We start from the raw sequence: 14,699 nt of genomic DNA on the forward strand, positions 1-14,699 counted from the left end.
TGAAATGGCCCGCGGCTTTTGCGCAAATTGATCCTGATTTGGGAGCTGTGGGCAGCTTAGGAGGAGGAGCTGAACATGCCAAGTCAAGTATCGATACATCCCGCGCTCGATGGCGGGGTGAAGAAAGGCGAGGCCAGTTTCAATGGCGGCACGCTCGTCTGTGCCTGCATTGACCGTCCGGTGAAGGTCGCGATCAAGGGCGCCATCGCTCACAATCACGCCTGCGGCTGCACGAAATGCTGGAAGCCGAACGGAGCGGCTTTTTCCATCGTCGCAGTGACCCCGCACGAAAACGTCACGGTGTTGGAGAACGGCGACAAGCTTCAGGTCGTCGATCCCGATGCATTGATCCGCCGCCACGCCTGCAATGCCTGTGGCGTTCACATGTACGGGCCGGTGGAGCGCGAACATGCATTCAAAGCGCTGGACTTCATTCATCCGGAGCGATTTCAGGAAGGTGGTTGGCCGGAGCCAACATTCGCCGCCTTCGTCTCGTCGATCATTGAATCGGGCACCCCGCCTTCGGCAATGGAAGGCGTCCGCAGTCGCTTAAACGAACTCGGCCTGACGCCCTATGATTGCCTGAACCCTACACTGATGGATGTGATTGCAACCTGGGTGGCGAAGAAGGCAGGCACGCTGAGAGAAGCGTGACATCTTGAACGCATGGCAGCCGTCGGACTATGAGACCCGAACGAACCACCGCTACGCGGCCCTTGGGCCGCGTAGCGTTCCAGCCGAAGATTGAAATTCATGATTTATGTCGATGCAGATGCCTGCCCCGTGAAGCCGGAAATCCTCAAGGTCGCCGAGCGCCACGGCATCGAAGTGACCTTCGTCGCAAATTCGGGTCTGCGGCCCTCGCGCGACCCGATGGTGCATAACGTCATTGTCTCGGCCTCTTTTGATGCTGCCGACAACTGGATCGCAGAGCACGCCGGCGCCGGTGACGTGGTTGTCACCGCGGACGTCCCACTTGCTGTGCGCTGCGTGGCGACCGGCGCGCTGGTTAGCGGCCCGACAGGCCGGGTCTTTGACGACACGAATATCGGATTGGCGAGTGCCATGCGTGATCTCGGCGCTCACTTAAGAGAGACCGGCGAAAGCAAGGGGTACAATGCCGCCTTTGCCCCGAAGGATCGCTCCCGTTTTCTCGAAACCTTCGACCGCCTGTGCCGCCGGGCCAAGGCGCTCACCCCAAGAATGGATTAAAAAGAATGAACATCATTTCACAGACAACGGCCTTTGGCGGCATGCAGGGTGTTTTCACGCATGAATCCGACGCCTGCAAGTGCGATATGACCTTTGCCGTCTTCGTTCCGCCAAAGGCAATCAAAGAGCCCTGCCCGGTTGTCTGGTATCTCTCGGGCTTAACCTGCACGCATGCCAACGTCGTAGAAAAGGGTGAGTATCGGCGTATGGCTGCAGAACTCGGCCTGATTATCGTCTGCCCGGACACAAGCCCCCGCGGCAATGACGTACCGGATGAACTCACGAACTGGCAGATGGGCAAGGGCGCCGGCTTCTACCTTGACGCGACCGAAGAACCTTGGTCGGAACATTACCAGATGTACACCTACATCGCCGAAGAGCTACCGGCCTATGTCAGCCAACATTTCCGCATGGACATGACTCGCCAGGGCATCTTTGGTCACTCGATGGGTGGTCATGGCGCCATGACCATTGCGCTCAAGAACCCGGATCGTTTCAAGAGCTGCTCGGCTTTTGCGCCGATCGTGGAGCCTTGCACCGCGGACTGGTCGGCACCGGCATTCGAGAAGTACTTGGGCCGAGATCGCGCTTCATGGCGCAAGTATGATGCCTGTGCCTTGGTAAGCGATGGAGCACGTTTTCCCGAGTTCCTGATCGACCAGGGGAAGGCTGATGGTTTCCTGGAGAACGGGCTGCGTCCCTGGTTGTTCGAAGACGCCGTGAAGAATACGGATATCAAGGTCACGTTGCGCATGCATGAGCGCTATGACCATTCCTACTACTTCATCTCAACTTTCATGGATGATCACATGAGGTGGCACGCCGAGCGGCTTGCTTAAGGCGCAAGAAACGGTTGGTAGCTCCGCCACTATGTTTCCTACCCTACCTGAACGGCTTCGAAGTCCTGGGCATCTGATTTGCTGTTCGGGACGGCCTATGCGGTTTGGACTGGTATCGGCACTGTTGGCACGGTGTTGCTTGGCATCTGGCTGCTCGGTAATGCCGCCACTGCTCCACGTCTGCTCTGCATTTCAATGATTGTCGCCGGGATCGCCGGCTTGAAGGCGACAGCATGAGCCGCAGTGCCGTGATCGGCAAGGCCGACCACGGCACTGTCTGTTAGGCGGTCGCCTTGCGTTGGTCAATCGAGAGCGCGCCAGGTCCGGCGAAGAAGATGAACAGGAAGATGAAGCAAAACAGAATTGCAGCTTCGCCACCATTCAGTGCCGGCCAGAACGCTTTCTGTCCGTGTGCCATGAAATAGGCAACGGCCATCTGACCCGAGAGGATGAAGGCGACTGGTCGCGTAAACAGGCCGATCAGCACGAGAAGGCCACCGACCAATTCGAGCAAAGCCGCGGCCAGCAGCAAGGGCGGCAACGGGCCGTCCATCTGCGCGGCCGGGAACGCGAAAAGCTTCATCGTCCCGTGTTCGATAAACAGCAGCGCTGCAATGACGCGCAAAGCCGCAAGCCCGTAGGGCTGATATGCGCTCAGTCGTTCCATGGAGACTCTCCTTTTGAGTAAAGACAGCGGAGCGTTAGATGCTTCGCGAAAAGGAAAGAAGACACGGATCATTGACGGCCGATCACTTCTTCTTGATTTTCCTCAAGCTTTCCCACTCCCGTCTTCTCAAAGCGGAATATTGTCGTGCTTCTTCCAGGGATTGCTCAGATCTTTGTTGCGAAGCATCTTGAGGCCTCGCGCCAGGCGCCTCCGCGTAGAATGCGGCATTATCACCTCGTCAACATAGCCACGCTCGGCCGCCACGAATGGGGAAAGGAACCGATCCTCATACATCTTCGTATGCGCGGCGATCTTTTCAGGATCGGCGATATCCTTGCGGAAAATGATCTCGACGGCGCCCTTGGCACCCATGACCGCGATCTGCGCCGTCGGCCAGGCGTAGTTCAGGTCGCCCCTCAGATGCTTGGATGCCATGACATCGTAAGCCCCCCCGAACGCTTTGCGCGTGATCACGGTTAGCTTTGGCACGGTCGCTTCGGCATAGGAAAACAGGAGCTTTGCGCCGTGCTTGATCAGCCCGCCATACTCCTGCGCGGTTCCGGGCAAGAAACCAGGCACGTCGACAAATGTCACGATCGGAATGTTAAAGCAGTCGCAGAAGCGGACGAACCTTGCTGCCTTTCGCGACGCATCGCTGTCGAGCACGCCGGCGAGCACCATCGGCTGGTTTGCCACAAAGCCGACCGTCGATCCCTCGATCCGCCCGAAGCCGCAAACTATGTTTCTAGCGAAGCTTGACTGGATCTCGAAGAAATCGCCCTCGTCCACTGTCTTGAGGATCAATTCCTTGATGTCGTAGGGCTTGTTCGCATTCGCCGGCACCAGTGTATCCAGCGATGCGTCGATGTCCGTCACTGACTGGTAACATTCAATTTCGGGGACTGGCGAGGTGTTCGACTGTGGCAGCAGGTCGATGAGCCGGCGGACCTGCAACAGTGCCTCGACATCGTTGTCGTAGGCACCATCGGCAATCGAAGATTTGGTCGTATGCACCGATGCGCCACCGAGTTCCTCGGCTGTAACGGTTTCATTGGTAACGGTTTTCACCACGTCTGGCCCGGTCACAAACATGTAGGACGTATCGCGGACCATGAAGATGAAATCGGTCATCGCCGGGGAATACACGTCGCCGCCCGCGCACGGTCCCATGATGACGGAAATCTGTGGAATGACCCCAGAGGCGAGCACATTGCGCTGAAACACCTCGGCGTAGCCGCCAAGCGCGGCCACGCCTTCCTGGATACGAGCACCGCCGGCATCGTAGATGCCGATGATTGGCGCTCTGTTCTTCAGCGCCATGTCCTGTACCTTCATGATCTTCTCGGCATGTGCTTCGGAGAGCGAGCCCCCGAACACCGTAAAGTCCTTGGCGAAGACGAAGACGGTTCGTCCGTTCACCGTTCCCCAGCCGGTGACCACGCCATCGCCGGCAATTCGGGCCTTGTCCATCCCGAAGTCGTTCGATCGATGTTCAACGAACATGTCGAACTCCTCAAAGGAATCCTCATCCAGGAAAAGATCGATCCGCTCGCGCGCCGTCAGCTTGCCTCGTTGATGCTGTGCATCGATGCGCGCCTTGCCGCCGCCAAGCCGAGCCACGCCACGGCGACGTTCGAGTTCTTCAAGAATTTCCTTCATGGATACTCCTCGCCGCGGAATTCGCGGCCGGTTCAGGCGCTGCCGGCGCGCAGTGAGAAAGCGGAACGGATGCGAGCGGAGATATCTTCAGCAAGGATCTCATCGGCTGCTGTCGGGCTGTTGGAGAAGCTGGTCACTTCGAACGAGCTAACAGCAATAACCGATCCATCGTCGACGGAAGCGGCATCAATGCTGACCTTCGCGATATTCCGGCTCTTGTCCAAGCCTTGACCTTTTTCGACGTAGAGGATCCGTATCGTCAATACGACGCGCGGATAGACCTCTGTTCGCACCGTCGCGTTGATTGCGGAATTTACCCGGTCGCCGACACCAGAGAGGATTGCCGGCGGTATCTTCTGCGAGCTGACCACAACGGCGCTGCGGACATCATAGATGGGGCCGGGCTGCTGCTTTGCGAAGATCGAACAGGACGCCAGGGCGGTGCAGACAAGCGCAACCCGAAAAAAGCACGACTTGAGCCAGTTCATTCAGATTATCCGCATCCACCCCCGATAGACTCGCAGATTTTCGCGATAACCGGCGTCAACGCAACATGTTTTAGCCCTTCAGGGCCAAAAAAACGTCGGCAGCGGCCTTGAAGTCTTCGAAGCGCTTCTTGCGCCGTTCCTCGGCCTCTTCGTCGCTGCCCCAATGCTCGATCGTCCAGTCTTCGTCGAGATGCGCGAGAGACCAAACTTCCTTCGCCGGAAACACGCCTTCGGCAAAGGCGAGCGCAAGCAGTGCGGAGCCAGTCAAGGTCGTGATGGTATGCAGGGCCGCCAGCGCAGTCGCGTTGTCGTGTCGTCTTAATGCCGATGAAAATGCGGAAATGGCGTCGCGCGGTTGATCGTGGTGCATAACGCCTTCAATAAGGATGAAGCGCGCACCGAGCGCATTCGCGGCCCAGTCAAGCACCGGGTCCCAAAGCTCCTTCTGACGCTCTACGAGCGCTTCTGGCCCGTCCGCACGATAGCAAAGAAGATCGCTCGAAGAAAAACGGAGGATGTCTTCAAAGACGGCCTGGGTGTCGGTCGCAACCCCGTCAATGGCGGTGTTGACAAGCCGCGTCACGGGCATGGCCGACGGGTCTATGTGCTCGGCTTGGGCTTCCCACTCACCCATAACAAGTTCTGCGAGCGGCTTGGTTGCGACGACCAGCAGTTTACGGGCTGGCGTTCGGATCGCCTTGCCATCCAGTTCGATTAAAAAGCCTTCGTCGAGCTTGGCAACTGTGACTGTCTTGTAGAAGCGCTTCGGCAACGGCTTCTTCATCTGGATCTGAGCACGACGGATCGGATCTGGATGGCTCAATCCTTCGGCCATGTCGTTCAACAGATCACGCATGTTTCACCTCGGAAAAATAGCTCAATAGGTCACTCGGGTGGTGAACAATGCCGTCGGCACCGGCAGCCATCAAATCATTCACGCTGGCATAACCCCACGATACGCCTACCGCTTTCGCGCCGGCGGCCTTGGCCATTTGCATATCGTACACGGCATCGCCGATAACGATGGCGTCGGTGGGGTTCATACCGGTCTCGTCGCAGCACTCCACTACCATAGCCGGATGTGGCTTCGATGGGCAGTCATCCGCAGTGCGGGTAACGATAAAATGTGGGGCAAGACCGTGTGTTTCGAGAATATGGACAAGTCCGCGACGCGACTTGCCGGTCACCGCGCCGATCAGGACATCATCATTGCGCGCCAATTCATCGATCAGCGGCTTGATGCCATTGAACAGAGGCACATCCATTCCGGATTTGTCACGGACACCGGAGTAGATCGCCCTGTAGTGCTCCGTCATCGCGATCGCTTCGTCGTCCACATGGGGCTTGCCCTGCATCCGCGTGATCGCGATATCAAGCGTCAGCCCGATGATCGACTTGGTTAGCGAGACATCAGGCCTGTCGTATCCGAAATGCACGAAGGTCCTCGTCATCACCTCATGGATCAATGCCGCACTGTCGACAAGAGTGCCGTCGCAATCGAAGAGTGCCAGTTTCATTCGTCGTCGGCTCCGTCGGCGGAGTTCTCATCAAATCCCAACAGATTCCAGGTTTGCAGCATGTGAGGCGGCAGGGGCGCGGTTATGCGCAAGCGCCCGCCGGACGGATGCGGGATATCGATGTGACGTGCGTGCAGGTGCAGTCGCTTTTGAACGCCGCCGGGGAAGTCCCAATTCGGATCGTCGTCGAAATACTTAGGGTCGCCAATGATCGGGTGACCAATATGAAGGGCATGGACGCGAAGCTGATGCGTGCGGCCGGTGTAGGGCTCCATTTCGAGCCAGGCGAGGCGCTGCGCCGCTGTTTCGATGACGCGGTAGTAAGAAACGGCGTGGTCGGCGCCGTCCTCGCCGTGCTTGGCGATCCGCATGCGATCGCCGTCCGGCGTTGCTTCCTTGACAAGCCAGGTGGAGATCTTGTCCTCGTGCTTGCGCGGAACGCCTTTAACAAGCGACCAGTAGGTCTTTTTGGTATCGCGCTCACGAAAGGCGGCTGTGAGCTTTTGTGCAGCGCCGCGGGTACGTGCCACGACGAGGACACCCGATGTATCCCGGTCCAAACGGTGCACCAGACGTGGCTTTTCGCCTTTCGCACTGGTCCAGGCTTCGAGCATCTTGTCGATATGGCGCGTCACGCCCGAGCCGCCCTGCACCGCAAGACCGGCGGGTTTGTTGAGGACGATGACCTTGTCGTCTTCGTGCAGCACCATCCGCGACAACAGTTCGAAATCGCCGGAGTGCTTCAGATCGCGGCTGGCGATCGGCCCCGTTTTCACCTTGTCGACATCGAGGGGCGGCACGCGCACCATCTGTCCGGGCTGCACGCGGGTGTCACTCTTCACACGCCCGCCGTCAATGCGGACCTGCCCAGATCGGAGAAGCTTCTGGAGTGGGCCGAAACCGAGACCGGGGAAGTGCACCTTGAACCAGCGATCGAGCCGCATGCCCGCCTCATCCAGCTCCACCTTTATGTGTTCGATACCCGCCATACGTCATCTTTCGGAAAATGGTCATCCGCCCGCCACGCGGACTTTGCGGCTGGCTTTAGAGCATTTTCGCTGAAAACGGAAACCGTATTCACAAGATCGCGCGCATGAGCGCCAGTCCGCAGATCACACCGGCCATCGACAGGCCGACGCTCGCAACGATGTAGAGGGCGCCCGACAGCGCCGCGCCGCGCTCAAAAAGCGTGATTGCATCGAGCGAGAATGAGGAGAATGTCGTCAGGCCGCCGAGGAAGCCGGTGATCAGCAGCAAGCGCAATTCCGGCGATGCGTCGAAGCGTTTAAGGATCATTTCCGCGAATACGCCAATGACGAAGCAGCCGACAACATTGACGGTCAGTGTTCCCCACGGAAACGCCGGGCCTGCGAGCTTTAGAGCCCACTGGCTGACGTAGTATCTAAGGACGGAACCGATTGCGCCGCCGACGGCGACGAGTATGGCCTGAATCATGAGTCGTCTCTTTCTTACGTGCCGGAAACTCCGATCATCTCCGGAGAAGATCAAGATGGATAAAATGCCGGCGGTTAATTTAGCGAGTTAAGAACGTAGGGCGTCCTATTCTCACAATATGACAGTCTTGGTAGGTAGCATATCCGCGAACACCGCCGCCGCAGCGTTCGAAACACTTCGCATTCCGCAGCGCGTGTCCGCAAGTACGGCTGCGAAGGAGGCGCGTCGGGCTGTCGATCGTCAAATCAAAGCAGCAAGCGGCCAAGACGTGGAAGAGCCAGCCAATATTATCCGATCGACGGAAGTCGCCTTGGATCTTATGACGATGGGACAAAGGCAGCCGCAAGCTGGGCTGAAACAGGCCCTAGAGCTCTACAGCGACAGCTGAGAACCGTTCGTGGACGCGCCCGCGGCCGGCCGCCGTCAAAAGCACGCGACAAAAATTTGCTCGGTGGCGACATTCCCCCCTTGCCAAGTATAGCCTTGGCCAGATAATTGCCCTCGACCTTGTTGGGAGAAGCCGGTTCGTCTGTGACCGGTGCCGAAGGAGCAACCGCCCCGGAAACTCTCAGGCCAAAGGACCAGCAAGGGGCAGACGGAACTCTGGAGAGAGGCGTTCTCGAAACGCTCGCCGAAGGGATAACAATCTCAGGCAAAGGGACAGAGGGGGCTCGAAAGCAAGGCGCAACCGCGTCTGAAGATTTGAGCCCGCGCATGGAATTCCAGGCGCAAACCCCGGAGGCGTCGTTGGACGATACTGCTGCCCTCAAGAAAACCCCGCTTCACGCGCTGCATCTGTCGCTTGGCGCCCGCATGGTTCCCTTTGCGGGCTATGACATGCCGGTGCAATATCCGGCCGGCGTGATGAAAGAGCACATCCAGACCCGCACGTCCGCCGGCCTGTTCGACGTGTCTCACATGGGCCAGGTCGTCATCAAGGCAAAGTCGGGAAAGTATGAGGACGCTGCTCTTGCTCTGGAATGCCTCGTCCCGGTCGATATCCTCGGTCTTGGCGAAGGTCGCCAGCGCTACGGATTCTTCACCGACGAAAACGGCGGCATTCTTGACGACCTGATGATCACCCATCTTGACGATCACCTCTTCGTCGTCGTCAATGCCGCATGCAAGGATGCCGACCTTGCTCACCTGCAGAAGCATCTGGGTGACACCTGCGATATCACGCTGCTCGATCGTGCTCTGATCGCCCTGCAGGGGCCGCGCGCCGTCGAAGTGCTCGCGGAGCTTTGGGCCGATGTCGCCGCGATGAAGTTCATGGATGTGCGCCACTGCCGACTGCACGACGTTTCATGTCTTGTCTCGCGCTCCGGGTACAGCGGCGAGGATGGTTTCGAAATCTCGATCCCGGCGGACAAGGCCGAGGATGTCACCAAGCGGTTGCTTGAGCACCCGGACGTGCAGCCGATCGGCCTCGGCGCCCGTGACAGCCTTCGCCTCGAGGCCGGCCTTTGCCTTTATGGCAACGACATTGATACCACCACGACTCCGGTCGAAGCAGCGCTCGAATGGGGCATCCAGAAGGTTCGCAAGACCGGCGGCGCGCGTGCCGGCGGTTTTCCCGGCGCAGACCGCATATTGGCCGAGCTTGAAAGGGGTGCTGCGCGCCGCCGCGTCGGCCTGAGGCCCGAGGGCAAGGCCCCTGTTCGCGGCCACTCGAAGCTTTTTGCGGATCCCGACGGGAAGACTGAGATTGGGGAAGTGACCTCGGGTGGTTTTGGCCCGACCGTCGATGGCCCTGTCGCGATGGGCTACGTCCCCGTCGGCCAAGCAGGCGTTGGAACGCAAGTCTACGCTGAAGTGCGCGGCAAGTTTCTGCCGGTCACCGTCAGTACCCTCCCCTTTATTACGCCGACCTACAAACGCTGAAACATTTTTCCGGAGAGAACAATCATGCTGAAGTTTACCGAAGAACACGAGTGGCTGAAGATTGAAGGCGAGGTTGCGACGGTTGGGATTACCACCTACGCCGTTGAACAGCTCGGCGACCTCGTCTTCGTCGAATTGCCGGAAGTCGGCGCCACCTTCTCAAAGAACGACAATGCTGCAACAGTCGAATCCGTGAAGGCTGCTTCCGACGTCTATTGTCCGCTTGAGGGCGAGATTACCGAAGTCAATCCGGCCATTGTCGCCGATCCGTCACTGGTCAATTCCGATCCTCAGGGCGCCGGCTGGTTTTTCAAGCTGAAGCTTGCAAATGCCGCTGATGCCGATGGCCTGCTTGATGAAGCGGCCTATAAGGAGCTCACTGCGTAATGACCACGCCGACCGAATTCCAGTTTACCGACTACCAGCCCTACGACTTTGCAAATCGTCGCCATATCGGTCCCTCCCCGAGCGAAATGACGGACATGTTGAAGGTCATTGGCTACGGCAGCCTTGACGCACTGATCGACGCCACCGTGCCGCCATCGATCCGTCAGAAGGCGCCGCTCGTGTGGGGCGCGCCAATGACCGAGCGCGAAGCACTCGACAAACTGCGCGAAACCGCCAATAAGAACAAGGTCCTGACTTCGCTGATCGGCCAGGGCTATTATGGCACGATCACGCCGCCGGTCATCCAGCGCAACATCCTGGAAAACCCGGCGTGGTACACGGCCTATACGCCATACCAACCGGAAATTTCGCAGGGCCGCCTCGAAGCGCTGCTCAACTATCAAACGATGATCTGCGACCTCACCGGTCTCGACATCGCCAACGCCTCGTTGCTTGACGAAGCGACCGCTGCGGCCGAAGGCATGGCGATGGCCGAGCGCGTCTCCAAATCGAAGGCGAAGGCCTTCTTCGTCGATGCCGCCTGCCATCCGCAGACGATCGAGCTGATCAAGACCCGCGCCGAACCGCTTGGCTGGAGTGTCATCGTCGGTAACCCCTTCGCCGATCTCGATCCGGTGGACGTCTTCGGCGCCATCTTCCAATATCCGGGCACGCACGGCCATGTGCATGATTTCACCGGCCTGATCTCGCGCCTGCACCAGACCGGCGCCGTCGCCATCGTCGCTGCCGACATACTTGCGCTGACCCTGCTGAAGTCGCCCGGCGAGATGGGGGCTGACATTGCCATCGGCTCGTCGCAGCGCTTCGGCGTCCCTGTTGGTTACGGTGGCCCGCATGCGGCCTATATGTCGGTCAAGGACGCACACAAGCGCTCGATGCCTGGCCGCCTCGTCGGCGTCTCGGTCGATGCACGCGGTAACCGCGCCTATCGCCTATCACTGCAAACCCGTGAACAACATATCCGCCGCGAAAAGGCGACGTCGAACATCTGCACCGCGCAGGTGCTGCTTGCGGTCATGGCTTCGATGTACGCCGTCTTCCATGGCCCGAAGGGCATCAAGGCGATCGCACAGCAGGTCCACCAGAAGGCCGTTCTGATGGCGAAGGGCCTTGAAAAGCTCGGCTATACGATCGAGCCCGAGACTTTCTTCGACACGATCACCGTCGATGTCGGCCACATGCAGGGCGTCATCCTGCGCGCAGCCGTCGCCGAAGGCGTCAACCTGCGTAAGGTCGGTGGCACCAAGATCGGCATGAGCCTTGACGAGCGCACCCGCCCCGCAACGCTGGAAGCCGTCTGGCGTGCCTTTGGCGGCAACTTCGCGGTCGCCGATTTCGAGCCGAGCTACCGCCTGCCGAAGGGCCTCGCCCGGACCAGTGAGTACCTGACGCATCCGATCTTCCACATGAACCGCGCCGAAAGCGAGATGACCCGTTACATCCGCCGGCTCTCGGACCGCGATCTGGCGCTCGACCGCGCCATGATCCCGCTCGGCTCCTGCACGATGAAGCTGAACGCGACGGCGGAAATGTTGCCGATCTCGTGGCCCGAGTTCTCGGATATCCATCCATATGTTCCGGCCGATCAGGCACTCGGCTATCGCGAGATGATCGATGACCTGACAGAGAAGCTATGCGCCGTGACCGGCTATGATGCCTTCTCCATGCAGCCGAATTCCGGTGCGCAAGGGGAATATGCTGGCCTGCTGACGATCCGCAACTACCATATCGCCAACGGCAATGGTCACCGCGACGTCTGCCTCATCCCGACCTCCGCGCACGGCACAAACCCTGCCTCGGCACAGATGGTCGGCATGAGGGTCGTGGTCGTCAAGGTTCGCGAGAACGGCGATATCGACATGGACGATTTCCGCGCCAAGGCGGCGCAGTACGCGGAAAACCTCTCCTGCTGCATGATCACCTACCCGTCGACGCACGGCGTGTTCGAGGAAACCGTCAAGGAAATCTGCGACCTCGTCCACAACCACGGTGGTCAGGTTTATCTCGACGGCGCCAACATGAACGCCATGGTCGGCCTGTCCCGTCCTGGTGACATCGGCTCCGACGTGTCCCACCTCAACCTGCACAAGACCTTCTGCATCCCACATGGCGGGGGCGGTCCCGGTATGGGTCCGATTGGTGTCAAGGCGCATCTGGCACCCTACCTCCCAGGCCATCCAGAAACCGATGGACGCTCAGGTGCGGTCTCTGCGGCAGCCTTTGGCTCGGCGTCGATATTGCCGATCTCCTGGAGCTACTGCCTGATGATGGGCGGCGAAGGACTAACGCAGGCGACGAAGGTTGCGATCCTCAATGCCAACTACATCGCCGCACGGCTGAAGGGCGCCTATGACGTGCTCTACAAGTCCGAGGCTGGCCGCGTGGCGCACGAGTGCATCATCGACACCCGCCCTCTGGTCGACAGCGCAGGCGTGACCGTAGACGACGTCGCCAAGCGTCTGATCGACTGCGGCTTCCACGCCCCGACCATGAGCTGGCCGGTTGCCGGAACGCTGATGATCGAGCCGACAGAATCGGAAACCAAGGCTGAGCTCGACCGCTTCTGCGAGGCGATGCTGGCGATCCGTCAGGAAGCCCGCGACATCGAGGAAGGCCGTTGCGACAAGGCGAACAACCCGCTGAAGAACGCCCCGCATACGGTGGAAGATCTTGTCGGCGAATGGGACCGCCCCTATTCGCGAGAACAGGCCTGCTTCCCGCCCGGCGCCTTCCGCGTCGACAAGTACTGGTCGCCAGTCAACCGCGTCGACAACGTCTTCGGTGACCGCAACCTGGTGTGCACCTGCCCGCCGGTTGAGAGCTACGCGGAAGCGGCTGAATAACACCCCAACGGCCTTCCCTTTTCGGGGAGGGCCGTTTTCCCATATACACTGAAAATGAGGTAGACACGGATGCCCAAGGACGACAGCGATTCTGTGATGCAGGCTCCGTGGCCGAAGCCGGTTCTGCTCGCTCTTGAAGAGCCGGGAAAATACGTGACCATCGCGACCACTCAGGCAGCCTCATGGGCGATGATCGAAGACTGGCCGACCGAGGATGGTCCGGCACTCGACCGCGCCCTGTTGATCTGCGCTGATGTCATCAAGGGCAAGCGCACCAACGAGGATGCCCGACGTGCCTTCATCGAAGCGGCTGTCGAAGCAGGCATCGACCTCAAGAGCTGACCAAGTCGGCGCCATACGGCCAAATGTTCGTATTGCGTGGAGCCGGCCCGCGAAATTGTCCATGCAAACAACCCTTTTTCTCCGCCGAGCAACCTGTTGCAAAGATGCGTGCCCCCGAAGCCGGTGGTCCCTCTAACAAGAATGCGTTTGCTTATAATGCCTTGCGCTTGTTTCTGACGGTGCAGGCTATCGCGGATCGAATCGGCTTCAAGGGAGCAGACAAGGCCGCCCGCTAGACAAGCGAGTAGGCTGCAGAAGCGAGGGCAGCGAGGCCGAAGAGTATCAGTAGGTAGCTTGTTCCCCGCACGACCTTTGCTGTGAAATCGCTTGGCAATCTGTCCCTGGCCAGGCTGACCGTACCGCTCAAGAGGAACCACCATGCAAGCGATCCGCTGAAGACACCGCCGACGATCACAGCCGAGCTAAAACGTCGTGTTTCCTCTGTCAAACCGAAACCGGCAAACAGAGCGCCGAACGAAAGAATCGTGGCGGGATTGGAGACGGTCAGCAAGAACGTTGCAAGCGTCGTGCCCATCAGACCCACGGCCCTAACATTTGCGGCCCGGACCGGATCGTGCGTGAGCCCTCGATAGCCCAGCGCGACGAGCAATAAGCCCCCACCAATCGCCAAAGGCAACGTTGCTGCCGACATGGTCTGTTCGAAAACCGCAATGCCGGTTACAGCGACCAGTGCATAAGTGGCATCACCGATTGCAGTCCCGAGGCCACAGGAAAAGCCGGCGGTAAAGCCGCGCTCCAATGTGCGTTTGATACAGAGCACACCAATCGGCCCTAGTGGCGCCGTGATAATGACACCCAGCAGAGCGCCCTTCGCAAACAGCAGTAGCATTGTTCAGTCACTTTCCTTCCGCAGGAGACAATCCCGCGGACTATTCGAAAAAGAGCCCTTAGAGCGCCATCGCGAAGAGGTAAAATGAAAAAGGCTGCCGAAAACCGACAGCCTCATCGATAATTCGAAGATTGTGACAATCAGTGCGCGGGAGCGACAGCGTTGCCCTTTGCGGCGAGCGCCGCGAGATCCGCCGGCTTCAGCTCGACGGATTCCCCACAGCCGCAGGCGGACGTCTGGTTCGGATTGGTAAAGGTAAAACCAGACCGCAACGTCGTGCTCTCGAAGCCCATTTCCGTGCCGAGAAGGTAGAGCACCGCTGATGGTTCGACCCAGACCTTGGCGCCGTCGCGCTCGATCAGGTCGTCCTTTGCATTCGGATCGGTCACTAGGTCGATGGTATACTCCATCCCCGCGCAACCACCCTTCTTGATCCCGACGCGAATGCCCTTGGCCTCCGGTCCGGCGTTTTCAACGATTGCCTTCACGCGGCTCGCGGCGGCTTCCGTCATACTCATGATTGCAAAGCCCATCG

Annotated in this window: 17 protein-coding genes, 1 pseudogene and 1 riboswitch; of the genes and pseudogenes, 9 read left to right on the forward strand and 9 right to left on the reverse strand. The window is 59.2% G+C overall.

The genetic code is table 11. The features are described from left to right. Window positions 1-75: 75 nt before the first annotated feature. The 4 genes and pseudogenes from gfa to BN77_RS13740 all read left to right on the forward strand — a co-directional run. Window positions 76-654 (forward strand): S-(hydroxymethyl)glutathione synthase, encoded by a 579-nt coding sequence (gene gfa / locus BN77_RS13725; RefSeq protein WP_007532787.1) that lies wholly within the window; start codon window positions 76-78, stop codon window positions 652-654. Between the two features lie 99 nt (window positions 655-753). Beyond that, window positions 754-1,212 carry a YaiI/YqxD family protein gene (locus BN77_RS13730; RefSeq protein WP_007532789.1) on the forward strand — a complete coding sequence of 153 codons (459 nt, stop codon included), beginning with the start codon at window positions 754-756 and terminating at the stop codon, window positions 1,210-1,212. Between the two features lie 5 nt (window positions 1,213-1,217). After that, window positions 1,218-2,051, forward strand: coding sequence for an S-formylglutathione hydrolase (gene fghA / locus BN77_RS13735; protein WP_007532791.1), 834 nt, complete (start codon window positions 1,218-1,220; stop codon window positions 2,049-2,051). Window positions 2,052-2,129: 78 nt separating this feature from the next. Next, window positions 2,130-2,288: pseudogene (locus tag BN77_RS13740) on the forward strand (DMT family transporter); the annotation flags it as partial. A gap of 43 nt (window positions 2,289-2,331) precedes the next feature. Here BN77_RS13740 and BN77_RS13745 read toward each other — a convergent pair. From BN77_RS13745 to crcB, 7 genes are all read right to left on the reverse strand, one after another. Then, complete coding sequence (locus tag BN77_RS13745; protein ID WP_007532794.1) at window positions 2,332-2,718, reverse strand: DoxX family protein; 387 nt, start codon at window positions 2,716-2,718, stop codon at window positions 2,332-2,334. 126 nt (window positions 2,719-2,844) lie between these two features. After that, on the reverse strand, window positions 2,845-4,377 hold the full coding sequence (locus BN77_RS13750) for an acyl-CoA carboxylase subunit beta (protein ID WP_007532797.1): 1,533 nt from the start codon (window positions 4,375-4,377) through the stop codon (window positions 2,845-2,847). Window positions 4,378-4,409: 32 nt separating this feature from the next. Next, window positions 4,410-4,865, reverse strand: coding sequence for a hypothetical protein (locus tag BN77_RS13755; protein WP_007532799.1), 456 nt, complete (start codon window positions 4,863-4,865; stop codon window positions 4,410-4,412). Between the two features lie 70 nt (window positions 4,866-4,935). Beyond that, on the reverse strand, window positions 4,936-5,721 hold the full coding sequence (locus tag BN77_RS13760; RefSeq protein ID WP_040677179.1) for an ATP12 family chaperone protein: 786 nt from the start codon (window positions 5,719-5,721) through the stop codon (window positions 4,936-4,938). Then, complete coding sequence (locus BN77_RS13765; protein WP_007532802.1) at window positions 5,714-6,382, reverse strand: HAD-IA family hydrolase; 669 nt, start codon at window positions 6,380-6,382, stop codon at window positions 5,714-5,716. The genes BN77_RS13760 and BN77_RS13765 overlap by 8 nt, the downstream gene beginning before the upstream one ends. Continuing rightward, complete coding sequence (locus BN77_RS13770; protein WP_007532804.1) at window positions 6,379-7,371, reverse strand: RluA family pseudouridine synthase; 993 nt, start codon at window positions 7,369-7,371, stop codon at window positions 6,379-6,381. Before BN77_RS13770 ends, BN77_RS13765 begins: the two co-directional genes overlap by 4 nt. Before the next feature lie 88 nt (window positions 7,372-7,459). After that, window positions 7,460-7,837 carry a fluoride efflux transporter CrcB gene (gene crcB, locus BN77_RS13775; RefSeq protein ID WP_007532806.1) on the reverse strand — a complete coding sequence of 126 codons (378 nt, stop codon included), beginning with the start codon at window positions 7,835-7,837 and terminating at the stop codon, window positions 7,460-7,462. A 118-nt stretch (window positions 7,838-7,955) separates the two neighbouring features. Here crcB and BN77_RS34790 point away from each other — a divergent pair, with 118 nt between their 5' ends. From BN77_RS34790 to BN77_RS13800, 5 genes are all read left to right on the forward strand, one after another. After that, the gene (locus BN77_RS34790) at window positions 7,956-8,225 is read left to right on the forward strand and encodes a hypothetical protein (RefSeq protein ID WP_007532809.1); all 270 of its coding nucleotides are present in this window, start codon (window positions 7,956-7,958) and stop codon (window positions 8,223-8,225) included. A gap of 113 nt (window positions 8,226-8,338) precedes the next feature. After that, a riboswitch (glycine riboswitch) is annotated at window positions 8,339-8,431 on the forward strand. Between the two features lie 153 nt (window positions 8,432-8,584). Beyond that, a complete protein-coding gene (gene gcvT, locus BN77_RS13785) occupies window positions 8,585-9,721 on the forward strand; it encodes a glycine cleavage system aminomethyltransferase GcvT (protein WP_040677781.1) in 1,137 nt (378 codons plus the stop codon). 24 nt (window positions 9,722-9,745) lie between these two features. After that, on the forward strand, window positions 9,746-10,108 hold the full coding sequence (gcvH, locus tag BN77_RS13790) for a glycine cleavage system protein GcvH (RefSeq protein WP_007532816.1): 363 nt from the start codon (window positions 9,746-9,748) through the stop codon (window positions 10,106-10,108). After that, complete coding sequence (gcvP, locus tag BN77_RS13795) at window positions 10,108-12,972, forward strand: aminomethyl-transferring glycine dehydrogenase (protein ID WP_007532818.1); 2,865 nt, start codon at window positions 10,108-10,110, stop codon at window positions 12,970-12,972. The genes gcvH and gcvP overlap by 1 nt, the downstream gene beginning before the upstream one ends. 96 nt (window positions 12,973-13,068) lie before the next feature. Further along, the gene (locus BN77_RS13800) at window positions 13,069-13,314 is read left to right on the forward strand and encodes a DUF982 domain-containing protein (RefSeq protein WP_040677784.1); all 246 of its coding nucleotides are present in this window, start codon (window positions 13,069-13,071) and stop codon (window positions 13,312-13,314) included. 232 nt (window positions 13,315-13,546) lie between these two features. Here BN77_RS13800 and BN77_RS13805 read toward each other — a convergent pair whose 3' ends face one another. Together BN77_RS13805 and sufA are read right to left on the reverse strand one after the other, a co-directional pair. Then, window positions 13,547-14,164 carry a LysE family translocator gene (locus BN77_RS13805; protein WP_007532829.1) on the reverse strand — a complete coding sequence of 206 codons (618 nt, stop codon included), beginning with the start codon at window positions 14,162-14,164 and terminating at the stop codon, window positions 13,547-13,549. A gap of 140 nt (window positions 14,165-14,304) precedes the next feature. Continuing rightward, complete coding sequence (gene sufA / locus BN77_RS13810; protein ID WP_007532832.1) at window positions 14,305-14,697, reverse strand: Fe-S cluster assembly scaffold SufA; 393 nt, start codon at window positions 14,695-14,697, stop codon at window positions 14,305-14,307. Window positions 14,698-14,699 lie beyond the last annotated feature (2 nt).

This window comes from Rhizobium mesoamericanum STM3625 (assembly GCF_000312665.1).
GTDB lineage: Bacteria > Pseudomonadota > Alphaproteobacteria > Rhizobiales > Rhizobiaceae > Rhizobium > Rhizobium mesoamericanum.